This window comes from Profundibacter sp. (assembly GCF_965277155.1).
Classification (GTDB): domain Bacteria; phylum Pseudomonadota; class Alphaproteobacteria; order Rhodobacterales; family Rhodobacteraceae; genus Profundibacter.
The window spans coordinates 645532-672080 of record NZ_CBDIBV010000010.1; the positions used below are offsets into that span (position 1 = coordinate 645532).

Consider the following 26549-nt stretch of genomic DNA (forward strand, 5'->3'; position numbering starts at 1 on the left):
CCCTAGAAATTCAAAATGAAAAAGCTGCGCAAACCGCCGGGCAGGTATTCATAAAGCAACCCGCCGGGGATTTTGACCTGCAGAATACTTTTGAAAACCACCACGACCACCACAGCGAAAATCACAGATATCCACAGCATCTTGCGGCTGCGATACCCCAGCCTCCATGCCAGCAGCGGCGCAAAGATCATGGTGACAGGCAGATATCCGGCAATCGGAACGACCCAGACATAAACCAGAAACCAAAGCGCGTATTCCACCGCTTCGAACCAGACGCGGGCCTCGCGCAGGTCATAGCGGCTAAGACGGCAACGTGGCAGGTGTTTCAGATGCAATGCACCAAAAACCGCCATACCGATCACCCCGACCGCAGGCCAGAAACGCGGCTGGGCAAAGAATTTCACCTTGGGCTTCCAAACCGTCTGATCCCCCAGCAACGTCACCAGAATGACCGACAACAGCACAAATCCCAGCGCAAATGCGATCTGTCCGGCCCTGCGGTGTCCGCCGGTCTCCAATGGGTCATCACTCATGGGTAAGCCTCGCGCAGTTCACGGGCCAAGGCAGTTGCGCCTCGGCCCGTGCCATATGGTTTATTCCAGAATCTTGCCGATACGGGCAACGGTTTCCTTATCGGTCGCGATACGGGCCACGCTGTCCTCGGCATTCATCCAGTAAACCAGCGCACCGGTTTCTGCCGCGATTTTCTGGGCGCGTTCGCTCATCACCGTTTTGGCGGCAACGGCTGCGATTTTGTCGCGCACGTCCTGCGGTGTGTCCTTTAACACGAACAAACCGTTCCACAGGGCGATGTCCAATGTCGGGTCCAGTTCGCCAATGGTCGGCGCATCCGGCACCAGTGAAATCCGCTGATCGGTCACCGCGACCAGAACCTTGACACTGTCCAGACAAGACAGGATCAGTTGCAAGGTGGTGTTGATCACATCCGCATCTCCCGAGGCCAGCGTATTGCAATCCAGCGCGTCAAACGCAGCGTCTGATCCCCACTCGAAACCCGCGTTTGCCGCATAGGCTTTGGTCACTTGGGTCGGTGTCAGCACATCACCGAAATGGCCAAGGGCCACGTCGTGATCTTTGGCATAGGCGGCCAGTTCTTCCATGCTGGAATAAGGCGCATCCGCCGAGGTGGCGATCACAAAGGGATAAGTCAGGAAAATCCCGATCGGGTCAAATTTTTCCGGTGTCAATTCATCAATGCCGATTTCATGGCCGATGACCGGTACCGCAGGCACGAAAGATCCAATTGTATAGCCATCCGCGTCGGCGGTCGCCACGTCAACCGCACCAGGGAACGGGCCACCACCGCCGCCGGGTTTGTTCACCACTGCAGCAGCTACCCCATATTCGGCCTGAAAATCCTCGGCGATCATGCGTGTTAACACATCCTCCAGATCGCCCGGCGGCCACGGCACGATGAACGAAACGGGTTTCTCGGGGTACTCGGCGAATGCCGGACCCGCAAGCGTTGCAATGGCAAGGGCCAGCGCCCCGCCCAATAGGCTGGTAGTCTTCATGATGTTCTCCCTGTTCTTTACCCGATTTATTATCGGTTCGCTATTTGAACCAAAGGTTCTGTTTTAGATTGACAGAGGGTAGGTGATTCCGTCAAGTAAAATGAACGACTCGACTTCAATTCGCGGGCCAGCCAGCTTAAAACGGCACCCTCAAACACAACGGACCACTTATGGGAACCACCTCCAAGGCCTTGTCTTTGCTTGAACTTTTCTCGCGCGCAACACCCGAAATCGGGCTAAGCGATTTCGCGCGGCGGGCCGGTATGAACAAGGCAACGACCTATCGATTGCTAAGCGAACTGGCCGCACACGGGTTTGTGGAACAGACCGGATCAGGACGCGAATACCGTTTGGGGCCGGCATTCCTGCGCCTTTCCGCCCTGCGCGAAGCCGCCGTTCCGATGCGCGAAGTGGCGCTTGGCGTGCTGATCGACCTTAGCAAAGCCACCGGCGAAACCGCGCATATGTCGCTGCTGCAAGGCGACTTGCTGACCACGATCGCCTATACCTATTCCGACGCCCACGGCACGCAGGTCCGCATGGAGGACGCCGAAGTGCTGATGCTGCATGCCACCAGTTCGGGGTTGGCTGTATTGGCATTCAGTCCTGCGGAATTTGTTGATCAGGTGTTATCAAAGCCGCTGAAGGCACGCACGCCTGACACCATCACCGACCCGGACCAAATCCGCCCGCAATTGAGCCAAATCCGCCAGACAGGATTTGCCGTTTCGGTCAGCGGGTTTGAACAGGACGTGCATTCACATGCGGTGCCGGTGTTTGACTCGGATTCCGCCTGTATTGGTGCGGTGGCTGTCGCGGCCCCTGTCGCGCGGATGGACGATACGCTACAAACCCTGATCCAGACCGAATTGCTTAGTCACACCACCCGGTTAACCCGCCTGCTTGGTGGTTTTCCGCCAGTGCAATTCCCTGCTGCGGCATGAACAGATTTGACCAACAGAAAGGTGCCTTTAGATGAAGGACTCCAACTTCCTGAAAGAAAACAACGCCCGTTCGATCTGGCATCCGATGGCACATCCCGCCGACAGCCGCGCCAACCCGCCAACCATTGTCACGGGCGCTGCCGGTGTGCGGATCACCGATATAGACGGGCATGAAGTGGTCGATGCAGTTGGTGGTCTTTGGAATGTGAACCTGGGGTTTTCCTGCCAGCCGGTTAAAGACGCCATCGCCGCGCAACTGGACACCCTGCCCTATTATTCGACCTTCCGTGGCACCAGCAACGATAAGGTGATCGAACTGGCCGAAGAACTGCGCGATTTCTTTGCCCCCGACGGGCTAAGCCGTGCCTTTTTCACCTCGGGCGGATCGGACAGCGTGGAAACCGCGCTGCGCCTTGCGCGGCAGTATCACAAGATCAAGGGCGAGCCGGGGCGGGTTAAATACCTGTCGCTGAAAAAGGGTTATCACGGCACCCACACCGGAGGGGCCTCGGTCAATGGCAATGCCAATTTTCGCACCCAGTACGAGCCGCTTTTGCCCGGATGTTACCATATCCCCGCGCCCTATACCTATCGCAACCCGTTCAACGAAACCAATCCTGAACGCCTTGCCCAGCTATGCCTTGCGGCGCTTGAGGACGAGATCGCCTTTCAAGGTGCCTCCACCATCGCGGCCTTTATCATGGAGCCGATCCTTGGCGCGGGCGGGGTGATCCCGCCGCATTCCAGCTTTATGAAAGGCGTGCGCGATATTTGCACCAAAAACGGCATCCTGCTGATCGCGGACGAAGTGATCACGGCCTTCGGGCGCACCGGTTCATGGTCCGGTTCGCGCCATTGGGGCGTGCAACCCGATATGATGTGCACAGCCAAGGCCATAACCAACGGATATTTCCCCTTTGGCGCCGTGATGATCGCCGACGCGATGGCCGAGGTGTTTGAAAATGACAGCAGCGGCAAGGCCGCAATCGGACACGGGTATACCTATTCCGGCCACCCCGTCGGGGCCGCTGCCGCCTTGGCCTGTCTGGCGGAAACCAAGCGTCTGAAAGTGAATGAAAACGCCGCCGCACGCGGGGCGGAACTGTTTGCGGGGCTGCAAGGTTTGGCCGAAAAGCACGACATTATCGGCGATGTGCGTGGCGGGCACGGGTTGATGTGCGCACTGGAACTGGTGTCGGACCGCGCCACCAAAGCGTCGATCGATAAACCCACAATCGCCACCATTCAGGAAACCGCTTACCGCGCAGGGGCGATGATCCGCATCTCGGGGCCAAATGTGATCCTGTCACCACCGCTGGTGCTGGATAGCGCCGATGTGCAAACAATCCTGTCCGCACTGGCCGCAGGGTTTCAGGCTGTTTAGGGCGCCGGCACAATCAGCACCAGACCGTCCAGATCATCCCGCATGGTGATCTGGCAGGACAGGCGCGAATTATCCTGACGCGGGGCCTCGGTTGCGTCCAGTACTGCGTCCTCGAATTCGCCGGGCTTGCCCGTGGCCGCCACCCAATCCGGCGCAACCACCACATGGCAGGTCGCACAGCTCATCGAGCCACCACATTCACCCAGAATATGCGGCACATTTTGCGCCATCGCGGCATCCTTTAGCGTTGTGCCCGCCTCAACTTCGGCGGAAAATTCGTCACCGCCTTCAACCTTCCAAATTACTTTCATCGCTTTTCCTTACACAAAATAGACATAGAAATCGCGCAAGGCATCGCCTTCCAGATCACGCGTCTTTTTCACTTCTTTGCGCTTCATAAAGATGTGGTTGTCCACCAGCATCCGCCCGACGGCATCACCCAGAACGCGATCCGCCTCCAGATCATCCATCGCACGTTTCAGATCAACGGCCGTGCCCTGTTTGGCATCCGTCCGTTCAAACCCGTCGCCGGTTTCCGCCGGACCCAGATCGTAACCCTTCTCCACCCCCAAACGCGCCGCCTGCAACACCGCCGCAACCGCCGTATAGGGGTTGGATGTGGCATCGGCCATCCGGTGCTCCAACCGTGCCTTGGCTCCGCCTTCGCCGGAGATGCGGGTGGTGACACAGCGATGGTCGCCACCCCAGTTCTGCCAATAGCCCGATAAAATACCGGGCTGCATCCGTTGATAGGAATTTGATGTCGGACAAAGCAACCCCGCCAGCCCGCGGTGGTGCTGCATCAGCCCCGCCACACAGCCCCGTCCCAGATCGTTCATATGCTCAGGCCCACCCACAGGGCCATTGTCCAGCGCGTTTTTACCGTCGTCATCACGGAACGAGAAATTGATATGCATCCCCGAGCCACCCGCCTCGGCAATCGGTTTGGGCATAAAGGTCAGCACCACCCCGTGTTCCAGCGCAATTTCCCGCGCCATCAGGCGGAATAATACGATGTCATCCACTGCTTTGACGGCATTATCAAAGGTCAGGGTGAACTCGAATTGCGGGCTGTCATATTCGGCAGTGATCATATCCAGCCGAAAACCCAACTCATCCGCCTTTTCCCAGATCGCATCGGTAAACCGCAGCGGATCGGTGAACGGCCCTGTGCCATAAACCACCCCGCCAGGCGCATCATAGGGCACCAGGCGGCCCTGTTCATTACCGACCATCGCAAAGCACTCCAGCTCGATCCCCACCATCGGCGACAATCCGTGCCCGTCCTGCCAACCGGCAACCGCCCGTTTTAGCGCCCCGCGCGGGCACAGCGGCAATGGCGCGCCTTCGTGATCGTATAAATCCCCCAGCACGATTTTGGTCGCGCGGTCCCAACTGTCGCGGATTTCATCGCCAGACCAGCGCAGTTCCATATCCGGCAGGCCTTGCATCATCATAGCACCCGGTGCGTCCAGCAAATCCTTGTCGTAATGCACCCCGAAGGTCGAGCGGCAGAACCGCGTGTCATCATCACCAATCTTGGATGCAGGCAGGTATTTGCCGCGCATAATGCTCAGGTGGTCACAAAACATCGCCCTTAAACGGTCATTCATCGTCAATTCCTTCCCTTAAAGGGGTGTCACAGAGACGGGCAATTCCTTGATCCCGCCAACGAAATTCGACCGCAGGAACCTGTGTTCCCCCGCCGGTTCAATCGACTTTATCCGCTTGACCAGTTCTTCGAACAATATCCGCACTTCCAGCCTCGCCAGATGCATGCCAAGGCATAGGTGCGGCCCGCCCTTGCCAAAGGAAATATGCTGTGTTGCGGGGCGAAACAGATCGACACGCATCGGGTCATCCATGACTGTTTCATCGCGGTTGCCGGATATCCACCAGAACAACACCTTGTCACCTTTGCGAATGGTTTTGCCGTGCAGTTCGAAATCCCGCGTGGCAGTGCGGCGGAAATATAGCGCGGGCGTGGCCCAGCGGATAATCTCGTCTGCCGCCGTATCCCAAACCGCCCCGCCTTCCTGCATCTGGCCCAGCAATTCCTTCTGGTGTGCCAGCGCCTGAATACCGGCCGCGATGGAATAGCGCGTGGTGTCATTGCCTGCCGCAACCAGCAGACAAAAGAAATTGCGAAACTCCATTTCCGAGATTACTTCGCCGTCCTTGTCCGGTTGCAGGATCATGTGCAACACGCCGTCAGTATCGCCCGTGCGGTTCTTTTCGGCCATCAGTTCCTTGGCATATTCCCACAGTTCCGCGCCGGCGGGCGAATTAAATGGCATCAGGCGAAATTCGTCTGTTTCCATCTTGTCCAGCACATGATCGGTGAAATCGGGATCGGTATTGGCAATCAGCGCATCGCCCTTTTCCACCAGCCACGGTAAATCCGCATCCGGCGTGCCCAAAATCCGCCCCAGCATCCGCATCGGCAGTTGGCGGGCAATTTCCCTGGTGGCGTCAAATTCACCTTTGGCCAGCGCCTTGTCCAGAATTTCGACGCACAGCTCGCGCACCTGTGGCTCGAACTTGGCCATCACTGGCTTGGAAAATGCCTTGGCCACCTTGATGCGGGTTTTCATATGTTCGGGCGGATCGGTTTCCTGAAAGGTGCGTCGTGCCATGTATTCTTCGTGGGTCTGGTCCTCCATCCGGATGCCCTGCGCGGACGAGACCAGATCAAATTGCCGGTTCAATTCCAGAATGTCGGCGTGCCGCGTGATCGACCAGAACCCCTTGCCGCCGGACCAGTCGGTCCAATGCATAGTGTCCTCGGCGCGCAGGCGGGCAAAGGTGTTGTGCGGCGCCCCTTTTGCAAAAGTATCGTGGCTGGATAAATCCGCATGGCCATCATCGGTAGGCTGCCAAACAGTCATCATATTCTCCCTGTCCGTTTTGGGGGTTCCCCCTTTTGCGAACAGTTTATATAACATGTTAAATAAGTAAACGGATGAATCCATGCATCTTGCAATTTTAATGGCCAATACAGACGAAAGTGCCTTTGCTGATCGCCATCCCAAGGATGGTGAAAAGTGGCGCGCGCTGTTGTCTCCGCTGTGTCCGGATTGCAAGTTCAGTGTCTATTCCGTGAAGGACGGTGAATTTCCCGACAGACCGCTAACAGATTTTGACGGCTTGATCGTAACGGGCAGTCCGGCGTCGGTGCTGGACGGGGCACCGTGGCAGGATCAACTGGCGCAAACCATCCGGCAGGCCGAAGCGGACAAGGTGCCCATGTTCGGCGCATGTTTTGGCCATCAGGCAATCGCGCTGGCACTGGGCGGATCGGTTGGCAAGAACGCGGATGACTGGGTTTTTGGCGTGACCGAAACCGAGGTTCACAGCCCCGCACCGTGGATGAACCGGGGCAAAGGCCCGATCCTGCTATACGCCGCGCACGAGGAACAGGTAACCCGCCTACCCGCCAACGCCCGTGTTAATATGGGAAATCAGGACTGTCCCAACGGCGGGTTCACCATTGGCGACCATGTATTCACCACCCAGTATCACCCCGAAATCACACCGCATTTCATGGCGGCCCTGATTGATGAACTGGCCGATATCAAACCACCCGAGGTGATTAAAAACGCCCGCGACAGCCTAACACTTCAGCCTGAAAACGACAGGTTTTCACGCTGGATCATCCAGTTTTTCTCTGGAAAGAAGAAACCGTCATAAACAGGTTCTTCTCGTGATTTACTGGCGCGCAACTTAGGGTCAGGACCTATGAATCTTTCGCACAGCGATGACCGCCGATCCGCGTACAATGTCGCGAAGGTTGGTTCGGTCCAAATCAGGTGTCGGCAATCCGTTGCCCGGCGAGGTGACCACAGCAATCAACATGACATGATCATTGCTGCCTGCAAAATTCAGATCGAGAGAGAGCTTAACCACCCCGGGCGTCCGCGCTTCTACCGGATCAGTTGGATTAAATCTGCCCAAATGCGACAGACCAGCGGGCATCGCCGGGCTATTGCCGCGAATAATTTCCTTTATCGCGGTCCGCCAGGCCGGCGTTATGGCAAAGTCGGAAATAGGCCCTGCCGGTGCCGCTTTTTGCAGGAAAACATCAATGTTCATATCAGCACCTGCAACCGGGATAATGTGCCGGTGATGGGCCATCACAAACACATCGTGCATTGCCTTGGCGTAACTCGGGGTCGAGGCCTGCGCCAGCATTTCGGCTTCATTGGGCATATCGGCGGCCCAAGGGTGGGCTCCCCTCCGCAGAACTATGATGTCCGGACTTTCGTGGAACGTAAGCAACGCATCCGTATGAGGGTCGCGTTGCGTTACGGGCAGTGTCGACCGCCCGGTATCATGCGCGAATGTTCGTATGAACGTGCGTCCGACAGATACCGGCACCGCCGATATATCACGTTCCCACACACCCCGTGAAACAAGTGCGGCACGCAGGTATGTTCCATCAGAATTCTTAAAAACGCTCAAGTCCTGAACCATAGTTTGTGGCAACCCTTCCATTGCAGGTGCCCAGGTCCAGCTTGGGTGCGTGCCACTTTGATCGATCACCCCTTTCCAGACGCCGATCCGGTTTCCCACATAGACAATATCGGGCGCATCGGGATCACAGACAACTGAATGTGCCGCCACCGGAGACCCACCGGTCCCAGTAGCAGGATCAAGGGGGGTATTTCGCAATCCAGTCGGGTACCAACGACCCTGCCCGTTATACCACCAAAGCGTATCATAGTTCGAATCGGCAACCAGATCGCCATTGGAATTTTCTGTCACCTTACCGGTGGTCGAAACATAAAATGTCTCTTGCCCGGCAGGTCCGGCATGCCCGGCAATATCCGTCCACAATGCACCGGGCGGATTAGGCAGATAGGGCACAAAAGGATTGGGCACATCATTGCCGGTTTTCTTGTGCTTGGGCCGATCAACACCGGAATTGGTGCTGATGATTGACTGGTCAAGAGGCGTCCAGACTGGCGGAAGCGCGCCGTCGGGCGAAGCAAAACGGAACAACCTTACCGACCGCTGGCACAAGACCAATATCACAGTGCCAACAAAATTTGCGGCAGCCGAAACGATATTGCCCTCGTTCAGCACCTCGATTGCCAAGACTTTATCCGGGTTGCCGCCTTCGATCAATTGGTCCTGAACCAATAAGGGTGACATGGCCCCCAAGGAATAGGCGTCTGTCATGGTCGGGATCGTTACCCAGTTTGGATTGGCATTATTGTTGGCCCAATCCGCTGTGTACCAAATACGGTCTGTTCCTACAAAAAGACGAGCATTGGGTGCTGGACCGGCTGGCAAAGGCGGCACTGCGGCTGGTGGCACCCCTTGTGCCGTCGCGGCTTGAGAGTAAAAGTTTGCACGGGCATCCTCGAGCAACTCGTTTCCGGCTGCGGTGCGTCTTCTGATGACCGGCCCTCGGGTATCTCCGGTATAGGGTTCAAAATACCACTGCGCATTTACATATTGCGTGATCCTTTGTTGCGGGATTGTCGGGTGGAACAAACAGCCCCCACCGTCACCCTTTTTGATCAGCGTCCAAACCGTATCCCCTATACGCTGAATTGCGCCATTATCCTGCGTTCCAGCTATAAGCGGCCCATCCAAAATCGGATGCGAATTGATATAACCGGGTTCTGCCACCGGCAGGCCCGCGTTCATGGGGCGCGCTGCAGCTTGCATTGCGGCTTCCCACGCAGGTATACTTGCGGCCCTTGCCGGGATACCCGTCGTATCACGCCGGAAAATGCCCCCATCACAACCGACCCAAAGAACCCGGCCATTGCTTATTATCTTGTGAACATCCGGATGAATGCCGTAGCCTGCAAAACTGGCATCATCTGCGGCGCTCGTTTGATTTGCAGCGACAAACCCGGCGCTAAGGACACCTGCAGTGTCGTTTATCTCCAGTTTAAATATTGCGGCATTATAACCGATTTTCTTTTCCGTTGACCCGCCAACCGTGACAACATCCTTACCTGCAACATGCTCCACATCAATTGCTTGGTCATAATAGCTTTGGTTCCCCTCCCCGAGAACAAGATTTGTGCCAGAGAGTTCAACCTTGGAAACGAAAAGCCCAACCGGAAAATCCTGCACCAGACGAATTCGGTCCGGAAGCGGTCCGGACACATCAATTTGCCATAAATGGGCATGGCCTGCATTGGCATCCGTCGCAGACGGCCCGCTGCCTAAAACATACATCCGCTCTGTCGCGCTTTTCACCGGTCCAAGGCTTGTGCGTGCGCCTTGGTCAAGCTGTGGCAAAACGATATGTCTGAAATTTGTAGCCCCATTAGGCGACAAATAAACACCATCCAACGCACCCGCCCCGACCAGAGTGACCCAAAGCCCCTGAGCGTTCCAGACAACATCGGAACAGTAAGCATTAGGGTAGGTTTCAAAGGGGTCGGGGGTAAATTGGATTTCTTGCCAGTTGCTGTCCTCGCTAAAGGCACCAGATCGGGACAAAAGGCCCTTTGACGTGGCGGCGACAAGGTGGGCATCACCTGCAAGGGTCAGAGCATGTCCGGGATTCCGCGCCAAATGAAAAATACCGGCACGCGACAGGTTTTTTGCTTCGCGTTTCCAAGGGTTCTGTCGTTGGTTTGTCAGCGCGTTGGGCAGCGTATCTGCCAGCCGCAATATTCCGATACCCCCCATGCTTCCGCTAGGAGAGTCGTTAATACTTGGATGTGGCTCGCCTGTTCCGATATAGACTATATCCTTTGCCGGATCATCTGCGCCCCCGGTGCGGCCAAATTCAACAAACAGGGCCCCGATTGTGAGGGTAAGATCAGATCGGTCAGCAGAAGGATCCAGTCCCGCACTTCCAATTGGAGTCCATTTTTTACCGGCATTACTGGAATACCAGACACCACCGTTGGCGCTGGCGACATAGACCCGTTGGCCATCAGGGCTGACCTTGATGTCGCGCACCCGTCCGGCCACGATTGGATTGCCATCGGCCTGCCCATTTGTCAGAATTGTCGGGCCAATCGGCAGCCAGGTCCGGTCATCGTCGAAATTCGCCGTGATAACATCGTCCAGCAAATCAAGATTGCCCAACAACCCATCCGGCAGCCCCGAAACATTTTCACGAAGCGCACTTTCCTGCCGATGGATCAAACGATCGGGCGATTTTCCGGATTCTATTGGCCAATCATATCGTGCCATCAGTTGCCTCCCCCGTGAGCTATGCCCAAAAGTTGGTGACGCAGTAATCAGGCGGCATGTTTTTCCTGCTTGATCCCGTCCTTAAATTCAACCCCTTCGATGATTTCCGGCAATCGGAATGCGCCGTCGAGTTTACGCCATTTCTTCTTTGCCGACATCATCAGGCGGAAGGTCATTGCCAAGGCGGTCTTGCGCCCGAGGCAGCCTTTGGTCTTCTTCGTTCGGTGCCGCACGGTGGCAAATATGCTTTCGATGGGGTTGGATGTGCGGATGTGTTTCCAGTGCTCGGCAGGGAAGTCGTAGAAGGTCAGCAGCACGTCCCGGTCCTTGGTCAGCTTCCCCACGGCACGCTCGTATTTCACGCCATAGGCTTCGATGAAGAAATTGAACGCGGCCTCGGCGTCCCGTTTGTTCTCGGCCATCCAGATGTCCTGTAGATGGCCCTTGGCTTTGGCTTGCAGCGACTTCGGCATGGCATTCAGGACGTTGCCGGTTTTATGCACCCAGCAGCGCTGCTCCCGGGTCTCACCGAACACCTCCCGCAAGGCGTTCCAGAAGCCGAGCGCGCCATCACCAACGGCCAGATCAGGGGCTTTTCTGAGGCCACGACGTTGCAAGTCCAGCAGCAGTTCACGCCAGCTCTGGCTGCTTTCTCGATACCCGTCCACGAGGCCCAGAACATCCTTGTTACCCCACTCGTCCGCGCCGATGATCACCAGCATGCATTGCTTGTCAGCATCCGTGCGCGGCTTGAAATAAACCCCGTCGGCCCAGAAATACACATAGCGTTTGGCCGACAGGTCACGCCGGTTCCAACGCTCGTATTCTGCCCACCACTCCGCCTTCAGGCGCGAAATCGTGCTCGATGTCAAACCACCCGCATCAGGCCCCAGAAGGGCCGCCAGTGCTTCGCCGAAATCACCCGTGGAAATACCTTTGAGATAGAGCCAGGGCAACAACTCCTCGACCGACTTTGCCCGGCGCAGATACGGCGGCAGAAGCGTCGAGGTGAACCTGATCTTCTCCGCCCCCGTGCCACGATCACGCACCCGAGGCACATTCACCGGGACAGGGCCGATCCCCGTCATCACCTCGCGCTCCGGCAGGTATCCGTGGCGAACAAGGCGCTGGCGACCGGCCGAATCCCTCAAATGCGCGTGTTGCGCCATCAGATTGTCAATGAGCATTTAAAACTGACCCGGTTTCGGCATTTAAATTTGCCCCCCCCTTTGTGGCGCAAAGCCCCCAGTCGGGCCGCCTTCATGTAGCGAGTCCGTCTGGGGGCTTTGCTTGCGGAACGGCTAGTTTTTTCTACGGCGTTTACTCTGGGCGAACCGGTATGAGGTATTGCCGGTTTCGATGATGTTGCAGTGATGAGTGACGCGATCCAGAAGGGCGGTTGTCATCTTGGCATCCCCGAAGACAGAGGTGGTCCCACTTTTTTGACCAGTCAGCAGCCAGTTTAAGATGGATCAGGGTTTCATTTAGGCTGCCAAACTCATTGGTTTTGTTTTTCTGTCATAGGCTTCATCCGGGGTCAATATTCCGTGGGTGGAATGCGGGCGCTCGGTGTTGTAGTAAGCCAACCATTTCCCGATCCCGGCGCGGGTCTGCGAACCCGTTTCAAATGCGTTGAGGTAAATGCATTCGTATTTCAAGGATCGCCAAAGCCGCTCGATCATCCGGTTATCGACCCAGCGACCTTTGCCATCCATCGAGATTTTCACGTCGGCTTCTTTCAGCGCCTGCGTCCATTCAAACCCGGTGAACTGGCTGCCCTGGTCGCTGTTCATGATATCGGGCTTGCCGTATTTGGCCATAGCCTCTTTCAGGGCTTCAACGCAAAAATCTGCCTCCATGCTGTTTGACAATCTCCAGCTCAAAACCTTGCGGCTGTGCCAGTCCATGATCGCGACCAAATAGAGGAACCCGCGCTGCATCGGAATGTAGGTGATATCTACGCACCACACATGGTTTGGACGATCAATCGTCAGGTCTCGCAGCAGATACGGGTAGATCTTATGCTGCGGATGTTTCTTGCTCGTGTTGGGCGTCTGGTAGATCGGAACCAACCGCATCAGCCGCATCAAACGGCGGACCCTGTGGCGACCACACTTGTAACCTTGGCGCTGCATGTGCCGGGCCATTTGCCGTGATCCATACCACGGCGTCTGCAAGAATTGCTTGTCGATTATTGTCATGAACCGCAAATTTTCAGCACTTTCGCCTTTTGGCTGGTAATACAGGTTCGAGCGCGCCAGAGAAAGTAGCCCGCATTGTCGTCGCACACTCAGATCATGCTCACGGCTCACCATTTTTTGCCTCGCTTCCCGAGCAACTGTTGCGAGGCGTTGGCTAAAAAATCCCGTTCCACGACCAGCTGACCAATCTTGGAGTGCAGCTTCTCAATCTGGGCTTCATCAACCCGATCAGGATCACGGCCCCGTCTGGAAAATGCCGTGGCCATGTTTTCAATCGCTGCTCGTTTCCATGTGCCAATCTGGGTTGGATGCACACCATACTTCTTCGACAGCTCCGCCATCGTCATTTCCTCGCGGATTGCTTCAAGCGCAACGCGGGCTTTGAATTCGGGAGAATGGTTCTTTCGTTTCGTCATTTTGAATCGTCTTTCTCATAAGTCGATCCACCTTAACAACTGGTCCGAATTTCCGCGACCACCTCTGACCGAGACCCATTCACCGAACTCAAGGTTGGTTGTGATGATGATGCTGGTCTTCTCGTAGAGCTTGCTGATCAGATGGAAGAGCAACGCGCCACCGGATTTGGGAAACGGGATGTAGCCCAGCTCGTCGATGATGACGCAGTCCAAAGCCGAGAGCTGCCGGATGATCTTCCCTGCATTGCCGTCGGCCTGTTCCTTGATCAGGGCGTTGATCAGATCGACGGCGTTGAAGAAGCGCGCCTTCTTGCCGTTGTTGATCAGCGTCGTTCCCAGCGCGATGGCGATGTGGGTTTTGCCCGTGCCGGTTCCGCCCACCAGGATGAGGTTATGGGCCTCCTCTGTGAACTGGCCGGTGCAGAATGGTTCGATCTGGGCCTGGGTGAGGGCGGCGGCGCTGTAATCGAAGGTGGCGAAGTCCTTGTGATGGGGGAACTTCGCAACCCTCATTTGATACTGGATGGAGCGCACCCGGCGCTCTACAGTCTCGGCGTCGATCAGTTGCCTTATCGCTGTGGTCAGACTTGGCGGCTTGCGCGCGGACAGCAGATCATGGGCGCAAGCTGCCATTCCATGCAACCTGAGGGCTGTCAGTTGGTCGATCAAGGCATTCATACGGCAACCTCCTCAGCCGAGCACAGGGTCTCATAGCGTTTGCAATCGGCTTCGGGCCGCAAGGTCAGCTGCGGATAAGCGCAGGCATCGCTGAGCGGTGTGATGACCGGTTCCACCAACTGGTTGATCAGATTGATGATGGCGGGCAGCCGCAGGGTGTTTTGTGCCACCGCCAGATTGCAGGCCGTCTCGACCACCTCGATCCCGTGATCCTGTGCCAGCAGGAGCAGGTCGACGAACTCCCGATCCCCGCCTTTACCAGCCATGTAATGTTCCCTGATCCGATGCATGGCCTCGGGCAGTTCCCAGCCCACAAAGGGGGCGCCATTGCGCAGGGCACCAGGCTTGCGGTCCAGCAGGGGAACGTAATGCCAGGGCTCGAAATAGCTGATATTGCGGGTAAAATGACGTCTGTGCTCGGCAATCACATCCTGACCGGAGACCACCACGATCCGGCCGGCATAGGCGCGTAGCGACACATGATGCCCGGCAAAGCGGGAGGGCACGCTGTAGCGATTGCTGGCATATTGAACCAGGCAGGTGGAGCGGACACGGACGGTCTTTTCCACGTAGCCGTCGAAGGCCCGACCCAGGGGGCGCAGTTCGGCGCGCTCGTCTTCGAACACTTCGGTAATCGTGCGATCCTGCTGCTCGGGATGGGGACGCTCTGCCAGATCTTCGCAACGCAGACGCAGCCACGCGTTCAGCGCCTCGAGATCATCAAAGGCCGGTTCGGGAACGAACAACCGGCCCCGCAAGAACTGGACCTGGTTCTCGACCTGTCCCTTCTCCCAGCCCGCAGCGGGCGTGCAGGCCACCGGCTCCATCACATAGTGGTTCATCAAGGCCAGGAACCGGGGATGGAATATCCGCTCCTTCGAGCGCGAAACGTAGGTCACCATGGTCTTGGGGTTGTCGATGATCACCCTGCGCGGAACGCCTCCGTAAAAGGACAGCGCCTGCACGAAAGCATCCAGCACCATCTCCTGGGCTTCACCGGGATAGGCAATCACGAAAGGCTTGCGGCTGTGACACAGGCGGAAATGAGCGACCTTCACCTTCTGCTCGACACCACCCAGTACGACCCGTTCTTCGCTCCAGTCAAATTGCAGCGCGTCACCCGCCGCAAAATGCAGCGGGATAAACGCATCTCCCGAACAGGCCCCGGCGCGCTTCAACTCACGAACAAAACGCTGAACCGGCGAATAGGACCCGGTATAGCCCTCTGCCACAAGCTGCTCGTATAGCTTCTGGGCCGTCCGCCGCTCCCGGCGTGGTCGCCTCGAGTCCTGATCAAACAGTTCCTGCAGCCGAAGATCAAACCCATTGCACAGTTTGTGCCGAACTGGCGGCGCATGGCGCTGGTAGCTCGGCGGATTCTCGTCCTTCAAATACTTCTTGATCGTGTTCCGCGACAGTCCCGTCGCCCGCGCCACAGACCGGATGCTGCGCCCTTCAACCAGCACCCAGCGCCGGATCTTCGATACGCTTTCCATCAATATCACCTGCTCTTTCCTCCGCACAATTTTGCGCGGATGTTAACGAAACAGGTGGGTCAATTTTACTCGCTCATAACCCACCCAAGTGGGTCAGTTTTGCACGCCGATTCACAGCCAAAGGACGGGAACGCCCCGCCCGACACACTGACGCCGCCCTTCCAGTTCCAGCTGCCGATCAACACGTTCAGCATCAGCACCGACCATGCGGTGTAAAACCCGTTGCTGCTCATCATGCCGCCGTGGTTATTGATCGCGGCACGTTTTCCGTGAGAGGTGAATTCTTGCGCCAGTGCCTCGATCATTTCAGGCTTGATGCCGCACAGGTCGGCATATTCGGCAATGCTGAAACGCTGTGCCTCGTCCGCCAGAATTTGCAACGAGGTTTTCACAGCCACCGGCCCGTTTGCCGTTTCAACCGAACCGTCAAAGAACAATTTCGCCGGTGTGGCCAATTGTTTGTGCGAAACAGGAAGGCCCGCATTGTCCAAGGCAACAAAATCCTCGGCCTGTTCCTCGGCCCAACCCATGTCCTTGCCGGTCAGTAATTTTCCGGATTTGACATTGACCAGATGGGTCGCATTTGACCATCCGGCCTCGCCTGTGGCCTTAACGCCAGCAGGACCAGCATTGGACAAGAATGTTGCGTCATAGCGTTCGTTGTCAATGATCCAGCGGATCATCGCCATTGCAAAAGCAGCGTCTGTGCCCGGTTTGATCGGGACCCAGCGGTCGCGGTCATGGGCGGCGTAGCTGGTGGCGTTGGTCAGCACCGGATCAACCACCACATAGTTCAACGCGCCTGTTGTTCTGGCCTCGGCCACCATCCGGCCCGACCGTTTGAACGGTTTGCCTGCATTGCCCGGTGCCGAGCCAAGGAAGATCGCGAATTCGGTGTTTTCAAAGTCGGGTTTGCCGTGGGCGAATTTCTTGAAGTCCCCCATAACAGCACCCGATCCTGCCCGCATGGCAAAGCCGCAGTAAGACCCGTGATGACCATAATTACGGGTACCAAAGCAGTTAAAGGCAAAACGTTTGATGAACTGGTTACGCCCGTCGCCGGTGGCGTGAACCACAGCCAACTGATTGGCCTTGGGACCGTACTCGGGGTTTTCGGGGTCAACAGGCGTTTTCAAATCACGGATTGCGCGCAGGCCTTCGACCGGCCCTTCGCCAAACAAATCGCCGCCATCGACCACTTCTTCAACCAGTTGTTCAAAGGGGATGGATTTCCATTTTCCGGACCCGCGCGGCCCATCGCGTTTCAGGCATTTCAAAACCCGGTGCGGGCTGTTCATTTGCGATAACATCGCGTTGCCGCGTCCACAAGCGGTTGAGCGATGATCCAGCCCGCTTTCACCCTTGCGCGTCAGCGACAACAGCGCCTCGCGCACCGGTGTGCTGTAGGGGATTTGCGCATCCGCCGACAGCGGGTGGTAAGGGTTGCCCGCCACGCGGATCACCTGACCCGTTTCCTTGTCGCTGCGGATACGCAAGCCGCACATGGTGTTACAACCCTGGCACATGGTGAAACTGATCTGTTGATCAGGGTTCATCACCAGATCGCCGGTTTTCGCATCCACACGGTATTCGGGTCCATGGGCGTTGATGGTGATATGGTCCAGCGGCGCGGTGCCGCTGCTGCCGGTTGCCAGCCCCTTGGCCAGACGCTTGCCGGTTTCGCTGTAGCCACCGACAAAGGCCGCGGCCCCGCCCAAAGCAACAGCCCCTTTAAGAAGACCTCTGCATAACATCGGGATTCCCCCGGGTTGGCCGTTTTGGTAAGCTAGCCGGGAAATCTCTGGGGTGAATAGATGGACCTTTTCCTGCACGAAGCGGCGGCACGGATCGGCGCGGATGACGTTCTGTCGAAGATCGACGCGCTGATGGATTGGAACTCGTTTTTGCCGATCCTGCGGCGCGGTCTGGGGCGCTCGGGGATCGGGCCTCAGGGCTATGATCCGCTGGTTCTGTTCAAGTGTCTTCTGGTTGGCCAGTGGCACGGGCTGAGCGACCCGAAGCTGGAGCGGGCCTTGAAGGTGCGGCTGGATTTCATGCTGTTCTGCGGGCTCGATCTGCACGCGTCGGTGCCGGATGAGACGACCCACTGCCGGTTCCGCAATGCGCTGGTCCGGGGTGGCGTTTACGATGAGCTGCTGGCCGAGGTCTGCCGCCAGATCGAGGCGCATGGGCTGAAGCTGAAAGAGGCTGAGGCGGCGATCATTGATGCGACCCTGATCGCGGCGGCGGCGCGCCCGCGCACCCATATCGACGCCCCGCAGGACCGGGCAGAGGACGGGGCAAGGGAAGGGACGCCGGATGATCCGCCCGAGGTCTCACCCGACGGGGCACAGCTGCATTTCAGCGCCGACCCTGATGCCCGCTGGGTCAAGAAGGGCCGCAAGAGCACGCTCGGCTACAAGGGCTTTGCCCGCTGCGACGAAGAGGGCTTTATCGACAAGGTGCACACCACGCCCGCCAATGCCGCCGAAAGCCCCGAATTCGCCACCATGATCGCGGGCGCAAAGGCGCAGCGGGTGCTGGCCGACAAGGCCTATGCGAGCAAGGCCAACCGCCAGATGCTGCGCGGCAAATACCGCGACGGCATCCTGCGCAAGGCAGCGCGCGGCCGCCCCCTGCGGCAATCGGAGAAACGCTTCAACCGGCTGATTTCGAAACGCCGCTTCCGCATCGAGCAGACTTTCGGCACGATGAAACGCCTCTTCGGCCTGCAGCGGGCGAGATATTTCGGGCGCGCCAGGGTGCATGCCCAGATGGTCATGGCCGCCATCGCGCAAAACCTGCTCAAGGCCGCAAACAGGATCACCCTCAACCCGCAAACCCCCGCAATCGCATAGCCCCAAACCCCGCCACCCGTCTGTCCGCCGGACCCGCAGGGGCGCAAGGTGGGCGGCCGAAATCTTGCTTCAACCGAAAGCCATGGCCTCATGCAGAGGTCTTTTTAGTATATTACGACGCGTTGTCATGATCTTGTCTCCTGCTTTGGAATTATTCTGCGGGGATTTCGGAAAGGGGTGCAACGGCTGTGTCAGGGGTCCAGCGCATAACCACGCTTTCAACAATGATCACCACCAGCCACAGGCCGAATATGCCAATGATACCCAGCAATCCGTCCGGTCCTTGTGGCAGGGCATAGTCATAAAACCCGGCACCCGTTTTCGGGATCAACTGCCCGTCGATGAACACGGCCCAGCGCAACAACCATGCCCCGCCCAGTGTGATCAGTCCCAGCAAGGCCCCGAACCATAAATTGCGCGCATAGATGCCAAAGATCGCGCTGATACCGAAGGCCGCCAACAGCTCCCACCCCAGCAATTGCCAATGGGGGGATGCAGAAACCACCGCAAGGGCACGCGCTTCGGGGTTGGTGCCACCGCCTATACCCATCATTAACCAGACCGCACCGGTCAGCAGGGTCAGCAGCGAAAACACCGCCATCACACGGCCCAGATGGGCCCCAGTCGCACGGCGGATTTCTGATCCGTTTTCAGCCAGCACAGTATTCACCAGCAAACCCATTGCGGCACTCGCTGAAATGCCGGAAAAGAAGTAGAACGCGATCAGGGTATAGCTGTTCCACAGGGGGCGTGATTTCACGATCATCACTTCCGAGCCGGTATAAAGCGCTACCAGCAAGGCCAGAAGACCGGTCAGCAATGCCATCGGTTTGATCAACCCGCTATAGTCCCCTGGCCCAAGGCGCAACAAGCGGGGCAGAACCGGGCGCATGACCAGCCAGCCATAGACAATAGAAACCGCAGCAAAGGCCGGCAGGAAATAGGCACCCCAGCTCATCCAGCTCCAGGGGGTGAAGCTGCTGTAGAAATGCCAGAACCGCGCGGGTTGGTGCAGGTCGGCCAGCAAGGCGACAGGCGCAACCACAGCCGCCGACCACATCACCAGAATGTCGATACGGGCAGCATTTTCCCAATCGGGGCGGCGCAAGACCGTCCACATAAGACTGGTCAGGGCCGCGCCAACCGCGATGGCAACGAAAAAGAAATAGGACACAGCCCAGGGCAGCCATGAAATCTCGTGGGTGATATTCACCGTTTCGATGATGTTTGGAACGCTCATGATCTTGCCTCCTCATTCCCCGTGCCGAATTTGTCTTGCAGGGTTTTCAGAATGCCCTGTCCTTCTACTTTGCCTTCAAAGGCGGTTTCCAGACCGATGTAGTAGACATGTGGATCGGTCCCCATTTCAGGGCGCAGCACCTTGAAGGCATCGCCAGCCACGGCCAGCACTTTGCTGATCTCGCTGTCGGGGTCATTCACATCGCCAAAGATACGCGCGCCGCCGGTGCAGGTTTCCACACAGGCGGGCAGCAATCCGGCCTCGACACGGTGCACGCAAAATGTGCATTTGTCGGCGGTGTTGGTTTTCGGGTTGATGAAACGCGCATCATAGGGGCAGGCCTGAACACAATAACCGCATCTAACGCATTGATCCGCGTCCACCACCACGATACCGTCTTCACGCTGGAAGGTGGCCTGAACCGGACAGACCGGCACACAAGGCGGGTTGTCGCAGTGGTTACACAGACGCGGCAGGGTAAAGCTGGCGACGGTCTGGGTTTCGTCATTCACATCCACCACATCATATTGGGTGACAATGGTGCGAAAATCGCCAATCGGCGTCTGGTTTTCCATTGTGCAGGCCACTGTACAGGCCTGACAGCCAATGCAGCGGCGCAAATCGATCGCCATTGCGTAGCGTTTGGATGGATCGCCCCCGTGGCGTTCTGGCGCCAGCGCGGCGGCATCGGCGGGGGCAGCCACGGCGCAACTGACGGCGCCGCAGGTCAAGGCCCCGCTTTTGGTTAAAAAGGAACGACGTGAAATATCCATGGCCCGAAACCCTTTCGAAAACTTAAGTGTTCACGGGCAGGCTAATGTCGGTGCGGTGGATGGGGTATTGGTGCAACCCCCAAGGGGGATAGGGAAAACCCTAGGGTCAGGACCCATTATTCCTGCGCCACTGGTTTGACAGTTTTTTGTGCTGACAAAGCACAATGGCACAGGAATAGTGGTTCTATTTCAAGGCATTGTAACGCTGTCAGCGCGGAAATCCGTCAAATCCTATGGACGCAGTTTTCCCTTCATCCCAGCGGCGCGGGGCGCTTGTAAACAGAACCACTGTTGACGGCGCGTCCCGAACCGCTGATATTTCGGGAAAACAGCGCCAGTGGCGCAGGATTAATGGTCCTGACCCTAGGTTTCGACCTGCGCCCATATCTGGGCCAGCGCAGCGACGCTATCAACCTGCATCTTGTCCATCACGTTGTGGCGATGCAGCTCGACCGTTTTCTGGCTGATCCCCAGATCGGCCGCGATTTCCTTGTTGCGCATTCCACTGCTGACCCGTTCTGCTACCTGTCGTTCGCGGTCGGTCAGGGCGTTAATGCGTTGGCGCAGTTCGGCCTGCTGATCCCGTTCTGCCAACAGGCGGCGGTGTTCCGCCACGGCTTCTTGCACCCGATCCAGCAACACCTGATCGTTGCATGGTTTTTCCAGAAAATCGAACGCCCCCGCTTTGAAGGCCCGCGCCGCCATTGGCACATCGCCATGACCGGTCAGAAAGATCACCGGCAGGCTGCTGTCCAGCCGTTGCAACACCTTTTGCAAATCCAGCCCCGACAGGCCGGGCATACGGATATCCAGCAACAGGCAACCCGGGCGTTTGTCATTGAACCCCGCCATGAAGGCATCGGCCGACACATGGGCCCGACATTCAAGCCCGACCGAACCGATCAACCAGCACAGTGATTTGCGCATCCCTTCGTCATCATCGACAACGTGGATCAGCTGGGGTGCATCTGTGCTGCTCATTCATCATTTCCTTGATCAACCGGCAAGGTAAAGCTGATGCTTAACCCGCCATCAGGATTGTTACCGGCGTAAATCATGCCACCGTGCGATTCAATGATCGAATAGCTGATCGACAGGCCCAGACCCATACCGCTGTTTTTGTCGCTGTTGAAAGGCTCGAACATATGGGAACCTCTGTAAATTCCCGTTTTCGCCTTCTTCGCGGCGGGGTGGACGGTTTTTCGCCTGTCCCGCCTGATTGCTTCGGATCATAAACCCATTTTCACCGGTTTCAAGCCGGTTTTGGGTATTTCAGGCACACCTCACCCCATGAACCCTTATCCCGGCGCCGCCAGGCCGCATTCGAACTGGACGAAGCGCTTCATGTTGTAGACCAGGTTCATCATCCCGATGCGAAATCGCGCCCGCTTCAGGCCGATGGAGCGGATCAGCTTGCCGCCCATGGAGCGCTCCTGAAAAGCGAATACATGCTCGACCCGGACCCGCACTTTCGAGCGCCTCCGGTTGGCCTTTTGCTGGCGCTCGCCAAGCGGCTTGCCGCGCCTGCCCTTGTGATGGATATGGCTGTGAAGCCCCCGCTCTTCCAGCTCGCTTTCGATCTTTTGCGAGCGATAGGCGCTGTCGGCCCACAGGTCCGATGAGGTGTTGCTCGCATCAATCAGACCGGCAAGCGCCTGGCTGTCATGCACGGCGGCATCGGTGACATCATAAGCGCGGATGAATTTGTGCCGCCGGTCGACATTGATGTGGTTCTTGTAGCCGTAATAGCTCTTGCCGTGCTTCTTCGTCCAGCGCGCATCCACGTCCTTCTGGCGCTTCTTGTGGGGTTTTTCCTCCCACTCTTCAGGCGTTTCGCCCGCCTTGATTTTCTCGTTCTCGTCCCTTTTGTTGTGCTGGCGCGGCGCCGGAACGATGCTCGCATCAACAATCTGCCCGCCCATCGCCAGATAGCCCTTTTCGCGCAGAAAGGCATCGAACTTGTCAAACAGCTCCTTCATCTTCCCGGCCCCGGCCAGCCTTTCACGGTAGGCCCAGATGGTCTTGGCGTCAGGTACGCTGTCTTCAATGCCAAGGCCGAGAAACCGCATGAACGACAGGCGGTCGCGGATCTGATACTCGATCTGATCGTCAGAGAGGTTGTAGAGCTGCTGCAAAACCATCGTCTTGAATATCAGCACCTCATCCCAAGGCGGGCGGCCAGCGTTGGATTTGCGCTGTTCGGGCGGCGTGCGCCATATGGCCTTCAGCTCGTCCCGGTAATCCTCGAACGGCACCATGTCGTTGAGCAACACCAGCGGATCACCAGATTTGTCCAGTCCCGCGTATCGGCTGGAAAGATCAAAAAATCCCATCTGACCCATGACAAAACCCCGTCGGTCGAATCATTTTCATCCTGATGACGATTCTACCCCGTCAGGCCGGATTTTGGGGGATTTTTAGAGGTTCCCATATGTTCCAGAGCATCCGCATCCAGACCCGGCCCGCTGTCGCGAATGGTCACGCGCAGGCGTGTATCGTCGCGCTTGTCGCGCTCGCTGATCACATTCAGAATTCGGGGGCCGGTTGCCTGCTGGGCCATAGCCTCGATTGCATTGCGGATCAGGTTGACGGCCACCTGTTCAATCGCCACCCCGTCCACCGAAAGCGGCGGCAGGTCGTGCGCCAGATGACTCTGCACAGTTATATCCGCCTGCCGCAGTTCCGCCCCCAATAGATCAATCGCTTCGGTCAACAGGGCATTGATATCGGCCTGCTTGCGCGGGCTTTCACGATTATCAACAAAGCCGCGGATGCGTTTGAGAACACGTCCGGCGTGTTCGGCCTGATGGGCGATTTCGCGCAAGGGTTCCTCTAGCTGCGCGCTGGTGACACCGTTTTTGATCATCCGCACTGAACCGGCGGCATAATTCGATATGCTGCCCAAAGGCTGATTGATTTCATGCGCCAGCCCCCGCGCCATTTCCCCCAATGTGGTCTGGCGCGACACATGGGCCAGTTCGGCCAGCCGCAGCCGCGCCTTTTCCTGACTTTCCTTTAGCTGGCGGGTGCGTTTGAATACCAGAAATTCGGTGTGCCACACATGCAGAGCGGCCAAAATAACCAAGGCCAGCGCCAGCAGGAACCATCCTTTGTTGCGTTGCAGGAATTCACGAAACACTTGTCCTGCACTCAGGGTGTATGGGCCGATGCGCAAAGATTTAAACAGCTCGGTCACGGGTTGATAGGACAGTGGAATGGTCCAGCTTTGCCCCGCGCCACCCTTGCTTTCCGGTGACATTTTCAGCAGGGCAACCGCAACCCGTTTGGCCAGAATGTGATTTGTCTGGCGCGCCTTGGCAAAAGGCCAGTTGGGATAAAGCGGGCTGGACAGGGCACAGTTGAATCCGTCAACATGTTGCGGATTCAGGATGCGGAAATCGTCCATTTCAATCCGCCCTTCCTGCGCCATTTCTTCCAGCAGACAGGCCCGAACGGTGCCAACATCTGCACGCCCGTTAGCCACCTGCGTAACAATGTTATCCAGCGGAAAACCGGCAAAGGTAACACCTGCCATATCCGTAAAAGGGTCGATTCCGGCCTGTTGCAAAACACCCCAGCCAATCTGGAATCCGCCAAAAGCATCGCGACTGACCCCCAACAGGGTTTTCCCGCGCAGATCGGCCAGCTTGCGGATATCGGATCTGTCAGAGCGGCTGAATATTATCGCCCCGACACTGGCCGCCGGCGCCCCGACCCGCACAGATTCCAGCGTGACCAGCCGCGAGGCCCCGTAGCGCTGCTCCATCTCGATATAATTGCCCGGATTTGTGATAAAGAAATCCAGCTCTTGCGCAACCAAGGCTGCCTCCATACCCTTCAGGCTTATAGGGCGTAATACGATATTATATTCGGGAAATGCAGCCTGAAGGGTCGCACGGGTTGGCTCCCATTGTAGGCGGGCTTTTTCTTCTCCACGCCAAGCCAGCACACCGATGGTTAGCGAAACAGTCGGCGCTGCTATGCATGCAGTGCCAGACAAAACAATCCCGAACAATGTTAGGAATATCCAGCGCCATGCTCTCATAAGTATCCGTTCCAAATACAATAGGTACAGTTGCCACCAATGCACACGAAGTATTGATCAGCAGCATCTTTTTGGCCACAACACATATTGCCTCACGCAATCTCGGGGGGCAAAGATTAGCTCTCGTCTTTTTGCGGGGGATGCTGACATATTGATCCTGTCAAGCGAGAACATGCGTAGTGGCGGAGGGAACGGGACCGGGGGCGAAGGTTCTCTGGAATCTCCCTAAACCGGATCAAAGCGGCTGGATGGGACCTGTGTCCATTCCTCAAGCCTTTCTCATTTGCTAAATGCCGGCGTTGTGCGGGCCAAGTCTCGAGGCCGCGACCGGCGACTTCAGGCTGGCGCCATTGATGCGCGCCATCCCCATGAAGGTCATCAGCGCGTTGATAGGGATCAGCGCGAAAGCCACCTGGCCGCTGCGCGCGAGCTCCAGTACCTCGGCCCAGCGGCGCGGCGTTTCTTCCAGAAGATCGGGGCGAGAGGCCGCCACCGGCGTTGCCGCGTCGATTGCCAGCGCCCATTGGCGGCCATGAAATTCATAAGGGCAGTGCGAAACGCCCACAGATTGCGCCGCCAGCACCGTCAGTCCATCGTCGCGCCCCAACCCGTCCAGCGCCAGCAACTCGCCGCTTTCGGCAACCTATTCCACATGCGGGTGGTCGATCACCATCAGGTCATATTCCGCCGCCATGTCCTCAATCGGGCGATCGGCAAAGGCCTGAAGCGAGCGTTTTTCCACAAGATATTCACGCCGGGATGGGTCTCGCCGTAGCGCGCGGCGGTGGCACCATCGGGTCATAGCCACGGACGTGTGCCCAGGTCATACCGCGCAGGGTAATCTCAGGCAGTTGGTCGCCGCCAGCCCCAGCCCATAGGAGAACACCATCGCCCCGGCCACCAGACGCTTGCCAAACACGCCTTCCTGCCCGGCGAATTCCGCATCCGAGACATACGGGTGGTGGTCCATCACCATCGAGTTGAACAGCATGGACTCGCCCACGGAAATGGTGCGGCGGACCGAGCGGATCTTGTCGCCCAATTCAAAATCTTCGAAGAACCAGTTTTCCGAGTTCCACACCGCAATTGCGGCATGCTCTTCGGGCAGTCCGGGCAGGCCGCGCGCGTGCTTGCCGATTTCAGCCATGATCACATATCATCTATCAGCCTCTGACGCTGCTCGCCCAGGCCGTCGATGCCAAGGCACACAACATCGCCCAGGCGCAGATAGCGCGGCGGGTTCATGCCCAGCCCGACCCCCGGCGGCGTGCCGGTCGAGATGATGTCGCCGGGATGTAGGGTGAAAAAGCGGCTGAGGTAGCTGACCAGATGCGCCACGCCATGAACCATTGTTTTCGTTGATCCGTCCTGCACGCGCTCGCCATTCAGCTCGAGCCACAGATGCAGGTCTTGCGGATCTCCCACCTCATCGGGCGTCACCAGCCAGGGGCCGGTCTGGCCGAAATTGTCGCAGCCCTTGCCCTTGCACCACTGCCCTTCCATTTCCAGTTGAAAGGCGCGTTCCGACACATCGTTGATCACGCAATACCCCGCCACGTGGTCCAGCGCCGTGGCCTCGTCCACATATTTGGCGGGCTTGCCGATGACCACGCCCAGCTCCACCTCCCAGTCGGTTTTTTCCGATCCGCGCGGCACGATGATCGGGTCATTGGGGCCGCAGATCGCACTGGTGGCCTTCATGAACAAGACCGGCTCGGAAGGCACATTCATGCCGCTTTCTAGGTAGTGTCGCGAGTTTGGTGGAAATTCGAGGACGGCGTAATCTCCGGGTGCATCGAAGCCACCCAA

Annotated in this window: 23 protein-coding genes and 3 pseudogenes; 4 read left to right on the plus strand and 22 right to left on the minus strand. The window is 57.5% G+C overall.

Annotated elements, in window-relative coordinates:
• Positions 1-2: 2 nt before the first annotated feature.
• Positions 3-533 carry a tripartite tricarboxylate transporter TctB family protein gene (locus tag ACQY4M_RS11150; RefSeq protein WP_428543947.1) on the minus strand — a complete coding sequence of 177 codons (531 nt, stop codon included), beginning with the start codon at positions 531-533 and terminating at the stop codon, positions 3-5.
• Positions 534-593: 60 nt separating this feature from the next.
• The gene (locus ACQY4M_RS11155) at positions 594-1535 is read right to left on the minus strand and encodes a tripartite tricarboxylate transporter substrate-binding protein (protein WP_428543949.1); all 942 of its coding nucleotides are present in this window, start codon (positions 1533-1535) and stop codon (positions 594-596) included.
• A 170-nt stretch (positions 1536-1705) separates the two neighbouring features.
• Between ACQY4M_RS11155 and ACQY4M_RS11160 the strand changes: the two genes are divergently transcribed.
• Together ACQY4M_RS11160 and ACQY4M_RS11165 are read left to right on the plus strand one after the other, a co-directional pair.
• The gene (locus ACQY4M_RS11160) at positions 1706-2479 is read left to right on the plus strand and encodes an IclR family transcriptional regulator (protein ID WP_428543951.1); all 774 of its coding nucleotides are present in this window, start codon (positions 1706-1708) and stop codon (positions 2477-2479) included.
• 31 nt (positions 2480-2510) lie between these two features.
• The gene (locus ACQY4M_RS11165) at positions 2511-3863 is read left to right on the plus strand and encodes an aspartate aminotransferase family protein (RefSeq protein WP_428543953.1); all 1353 of its coding nucleotides are present in this window, start codon (positions 2511-2513) and stop codon (positions 3861-3863) included.
• Here ACQY4M_RS11165 and ACQY4M_RS11170 read toward each other — a convergent pair.
• The 3 genes from ACQY4M_RS11170 to ACQY4M_RS11180 are packed head-to-tail and all read right to left on the minus strand — an operon-like array spanning position 3860 to position 6751.
• Positions 3860-4174 carry a 2Fe-2S iron-sulfur cluster-binding protein gene (locus ACQY4M_RS11170; protein ID WP_428543955.1) on the minus strand — a complete coding sequence of 105 codons (315 nt, stop codon included), beginning with the start codon at positions 4172-4174 and terminating at the stop codon, positions 3860-3862. The two genes, ACQY4M_RS11165 and ACQY4M_RS11170, sit on opposite strands and share 4 nt — an antisense overlap.
• Positions 4175-4183: 9 nt before the next feature.
• Positions 4184-5476, minus strand: a complete 1293-nt coding sequence (locus ACQY4M_RS11175; RefSeq protein WP_428543957.1) for a glutamine synthetase — start codon at positions 5474-5476, stop codon at positions 4184-4186.
• Positions 5477-5491: 15 nt separating this feature from the next.
• On the minus strand, positions 5492-6751 hold the full coding sequence (locus tag ACQY4M_RS11180) for a cytochrome P450 (RefSeq protein ID WP_428543959.1): 1260 nt from the start codon (positions 6749-6751) through the stop codon (positions 5492-5494).
• 82 nt (positions 6752-6833) lie between these two features.
• Here ACQY4M_RS11180 and ACQY4M_RS11185 point away from each other — a divergent pair, with 82 nt between their 5' ends.
• The gene (locus ACQY4M_RS11185; protein WP_428543961.1) at positions 6834-7553 is read left to right on the plus strand and encodes a type 1 glutamine amidotransferase; all 720 of its coding nucleotides are present in this window, start codon (positions 6834-6836) and stop codon (positions 7551-7553) included.
• A 39-nt stretch (positions 7554-7592) separates the two neighbouring features.
• Here the strand turns inward: ACQY4M_RS11185 and ACQY4M_RS11190 are convergent, their stop codons facing one another.
• From ACQY4M_RS11190 to ACQY4M_RS11220, 7 genes and pseudogenes are all read right to left on the minus strand, one after another.
• A complete protein-coding gene (locus tag ACQY4M_RS11190) occupies positions 7593-11033 on the minus strand; it encodes a hypothetical protein (RefSeq protein ID WP_428543963.1) in 3441 nt (1146 codons plus the stop codon).
• 47 nt (positions 11034-11080) lie between these two features.
• Positions 11081-12205: pseudogene (locus ACQY4M_RS11195) on the minus strand (IS256 family transposase); the annotation flags it as partial.
• 129 nt (positions 12206-12334) lie between these two features.
• Positions 12335-12463, minus strand: a pseudogene (locus tag ACQY4M_RS11200) (ATP-binding protein); the annotation flags it as partial.
• A gap of 54 nt (positions 12464-12517) precedes the next feature.
• Positions 12518-13650 (minus strand): IS3 family transposase gene (locus ACQY4M_RS11205; RefSeq protein WP_428539245.1). Its coding sequence is split into 2 segments (ribosomal slippage): positions 12518-13398 and positions 13398-13650, totalling 1134 coding nucleotides; the frame shifts between segments, so codons are not numbered across the junction.
• Between the two features lie 15 nt (positions 13651-13665).
• Positions 13666-14328: an ATP-binding protein gene (locus ACQY4M_RS11210; RefSeq protein WP_428543965.1), complete on the minus strand. Its 663-nt coding sequence runs from the start codon at positions 14326-14328 to the stop codon at positions 13666-13668.
• Positions 14325-15824, minus strand: a complete 1500-nt coding sequence (gene istA, locus ACQY4M_RS11215; protein ID WP_428539289.1) for an IS21 family transposase — start codon at positions 15822-15824, stop codon at positions 14325-14327. Before istA ends, ACQY4M_RS11210 begins: the two co-directional genes overlap by 4 nt.
• A 65-nt stretch (positions 15825-15889) precedes the next feature.
• On the minus strand, positions 15890-17578 hold the full coding sequence (locus tag ACQY4M_RS11220; protein ID WP_428543967.1) for a hypothetical protein: 1689 nt from the start codon (positions 17576-17578) through the stop codon (positions 15890-15892).
• Between the two features lie 60 nt (positions 17579-17638).
• On the opposite strand from ACQY4M_RS11220, the gene ACQY4M_RS11225 reads away from it, so the two are divergent.
• A complete protein-coding gene (locus tag ACQY4M_RS11225; RefSeq protein WP_428539221.1) occupies positions 17639-18682 on the plus strand; it encodes an IS5 family transposase in 1044 nt (347 codons plus the stop codon).
• Between the two features lie 151 nt (positions 18683-18833).
• On the opposite strand, the gene nrfD is transcribed toward ACQY4M_RS11225, so the two are convergent.
• The 10 genes and pseudogenes from nrfD to ACQY4M_RS11275 form a co-directional block, all read right to left on the minus strand.
• Complete coding sequence (gene nrfD, locus ACQY4M_RS11230) at positions 18834-19922, minus strand: NrfD/PsrC family molybdoenzyme membrane anchor subunit (RefSeq protein WP_428543969.1); 1089 nt, start codon at positions 19920-19922, stop codon at positions 18834-18836.
• A complete protein-coding gene (dsrO, locus tag ACQY4M_RS11235; RefSeq protein WP_428543971.1) occupies positions 19919-20695 on the minus strand; it encodes a sulfate reduction electron transfer complex DsrMKJOP subunit DsrO in 777 nt (258 codons plus the stop codon). The genes nrfD and dsrO overlap by 4 nt, the downstream gene beginning before the upstream one ends.
• Positions 20696-21058: 363 nt before the next feature.
• Positions 21059-21676: a response regulator transcription factor gene (locus ACQY4M_RS11240; RefSeq protein WP_428543973.1), complete on the minus strand. Its 618-nt coding sequence runs from the start codon at positions 21674-21676 to the stop codon at positions 21059-21061.
• Entirely contained in the window at positions 21673-21840 is a 168-nt protein-coding gene (locus tag ACQY4M_RS11245) for an ATP-binding protein (protein ID WP_428543975.1), read from the minus strand. Before ACQY4M_RS11245 ends, ACQY4M_RS11240 begins: the two co-directional genes overlap by 4 nt.
• Positions 21767-21928: a hypothetical protein gene (locus ACQY4M_RS11250; protein ID WP_428544534.1), complete on the minus strand. Its 162-nt coding sequence runs from the start codon at positions 21926-21928 to the stop codon at positions 21767-21769. The genes ACQY4M_RS11245 and ACQY4M_RS11250 overlap by 74 nt, the downstream gene beginning before the upstream one ends.
• Positions 21929-21993: 65 nt before the next feature.
• Positions 21994-23037, minus strand: a complete 1044-nt coding sequence (locus ACQY4M_RS11255; protein ID WP_428539227.1) for an IS5 family transposase — start codon at positions 23035-23037, stop codon at positions 21994-21996.
• 44 nt (positions 23038-23081) lie between these two features.
• Entirely contained in the window at positions 23082-24740 is a 1659-nt protein-coding gene (locus ACQY4M_RS11260) for a sensor histidine kinase (RefSeq protein WP_428543977.1), read from the minus strand.
• A gap of 286 nt (positions 24741-25026) precedes the next feature.
• Positions 25027-25365, minus strand: a complete 339-nt coding sequence (locus ACQY4M_RS11265; protein ID WP_428543979.1) for a hypothetical protein — start codon at positions 25363-25365, stop codon at positions 25027-25029.
• A 198-nt stretch (positions 25366-25563) separates the two neighbouring features.
• Positions 25564-25887 carry a hypothetical protein gene (locus ACQY4M_RS11270; protein WP_428543981.1) on the minus strand — a complete coding sequence of 108 codons (324 nt, stop codon included), beginning with the start codon at positions 25885-25887 and terminating at the stop codon, positions 25564-25566.
• A gap of 2 nt (positions 25888-25889) precedes the next feature.
• Positions 25890-26495 (minus strand): annotated as a pseudogene (locus ACQY4M_RS11275) (fumarylacetoacetate hydrolase family protein); the annotation flags it as partial.
• Positions 26496-26549: the final 54 nt, after the last annotated feature.

Bases quoted from the DNA above. Each gene is read 5' to 3' on its own strand.
- dsrO (WP_428543971.1), bottom strand. From the start codon at position 20,695: ATGGATATTTCACGTCGTTCCTTTTTAACCAAAAGCGGGGCCTTGACC.
- ACQY4M_RS11165 (WP_428543953.1), top strand. From the start codon at position 2,511: ATGAAGGACTCCAACTTCCTGAAAGAAAACAACGCCCGTTCGATCTGG.
- ACQY4M_RS11180 (WP_428543959.1), bottom strand. From the start codon at position 6,751: ATGACTGTTTGGCAGCCTACCGATGATGGCCATGCGGATTTATCCAGC.
- ACQY4M_RS11170 (WP_428543955.1), bottom strand. From the start codon at position 4,174: ATGAAAGTAATTTGGAAGGTTGAAGGCGGTGACGAATTTTCCGCCGAA.
- nrfD (WP_428543969.1), bottom strand. From the start codon at position 19,922: ATGAGCGTTCCAAACATCATCGAAACGGTGAATATCACCCACGAGATT.
- ACQY4M_RS11155 (WP_428543949.1), bottom strand. From the start codon at position 1,535: ATGAAGACTACCAGCCTATTGGGCGGGGCGCTGGCCCTTGCCATTGCA.
- ACQY4M_RS11260 (WP_428543977.1), bottom strand. From the start codon at position 24,740: ATGAGAGCATGGCGCTGGATATTCCTAACATTGTTCGGGATTGTTTTG.
- istA (WP_428539289.1), bottom strand. From the start codon at position 15,824: ATGGAAAGCGTATCGAAGATCCGGCGCTGGGTGCTGGTTGAAGGGCGC.
- ACQY4M_RS11245 (WP_428543975.1), bottom strand. From the start codon at position 21,840: ATGTTCGAGCCTTTCAACAGCGACAAAAACAGCGGTATGGGTCTGGGC.
- ACQY4M_RS11210 (WP_428543965.1), bottom strand. From the start codon at position 14,328: ATGAATGCCTTGATCGACCAACTGACAGCCCTCAGGTTGCATGGAATG.
- ACQY4M_RS11270 (WP_428543981.1), bottom strand. From the start codon at position 25,887: ATGGCTGAAATCGGCAAGCACGCGCGCGGCCTGCCCGGACTGCCCGAA.
- ACQY4M_RS11175 (WP_428543957.1), bottom strand. From the start codon at position 5,476: ATGAATGACCGTTTAAGGGCGATGTTTTGTGACCACCTGAGCATTATG.
- ACQY4M_RS11185 (WP_428543961.1), top strand. From the start codon at position 6,834: ATGCATCTTGCAATTTTAATGGCCAATACAGACGAAAGTGCCTTTGCT.
- ACQY4M_RS11190 (WP_428543963.1), bottom strand. From the start codon at position 11,033: ATGGCACGATATGATTGGCCAATAGAATCCGGAAAATCGCCCGATCGT.
- ACQY4M_RS11220 (WP_428543967.1), bottom strand. From the start codon at position 17,578: ATGTTATGCAGAGGTCTTCTTAAAGGGGCTGTTGCTTTGGGCGGGGCC.
- ACQY4M_RS11160 (WP_428543951.1), top strand. From the start codon at position 1,706: ATGGGAACCACCTCCAAGGCCTTGTCTTTGCTTGAACTTTTCTCGCGC.
- ACQY4M_RS11240 (WP_428543973.1), bottom strand. From the start codon at position 21,676: ATGAGCAGCACAGATGCACCCCAGCTGATCCACGTTGTCGATGATGAC.
- ACQY4M_RS11150 (WP_428543947.1), bottom strand. From the start codon at position 533: ATGAGTGATGACCCATTGGAGACCGGCGGACACCGCAGGGCCGGACAG.
- ACQY4M_RS11225 (WP_428539221.1), top strand. From the start codon at position 17,639: ATGGACCTTTTCCTGCACGAAGCGGCGGCACGGATCGGCGCGGATGAC.
- ACQY4M_RS11255 (WP_428539227.1), bottom strand. From the start codon at position 23,037: ATGGGTCAGATGGGATTTTTTGATCTTTCCAGCCGATACGCGGGACTG.
- ACQY4M_RS11250 (WP_428544534.1), bottom strand. From the start codon at position 21,928: ATGATCCGAAGCAATCAGGCGGGACAGGCGAAAAACCGTCCACCCCGC.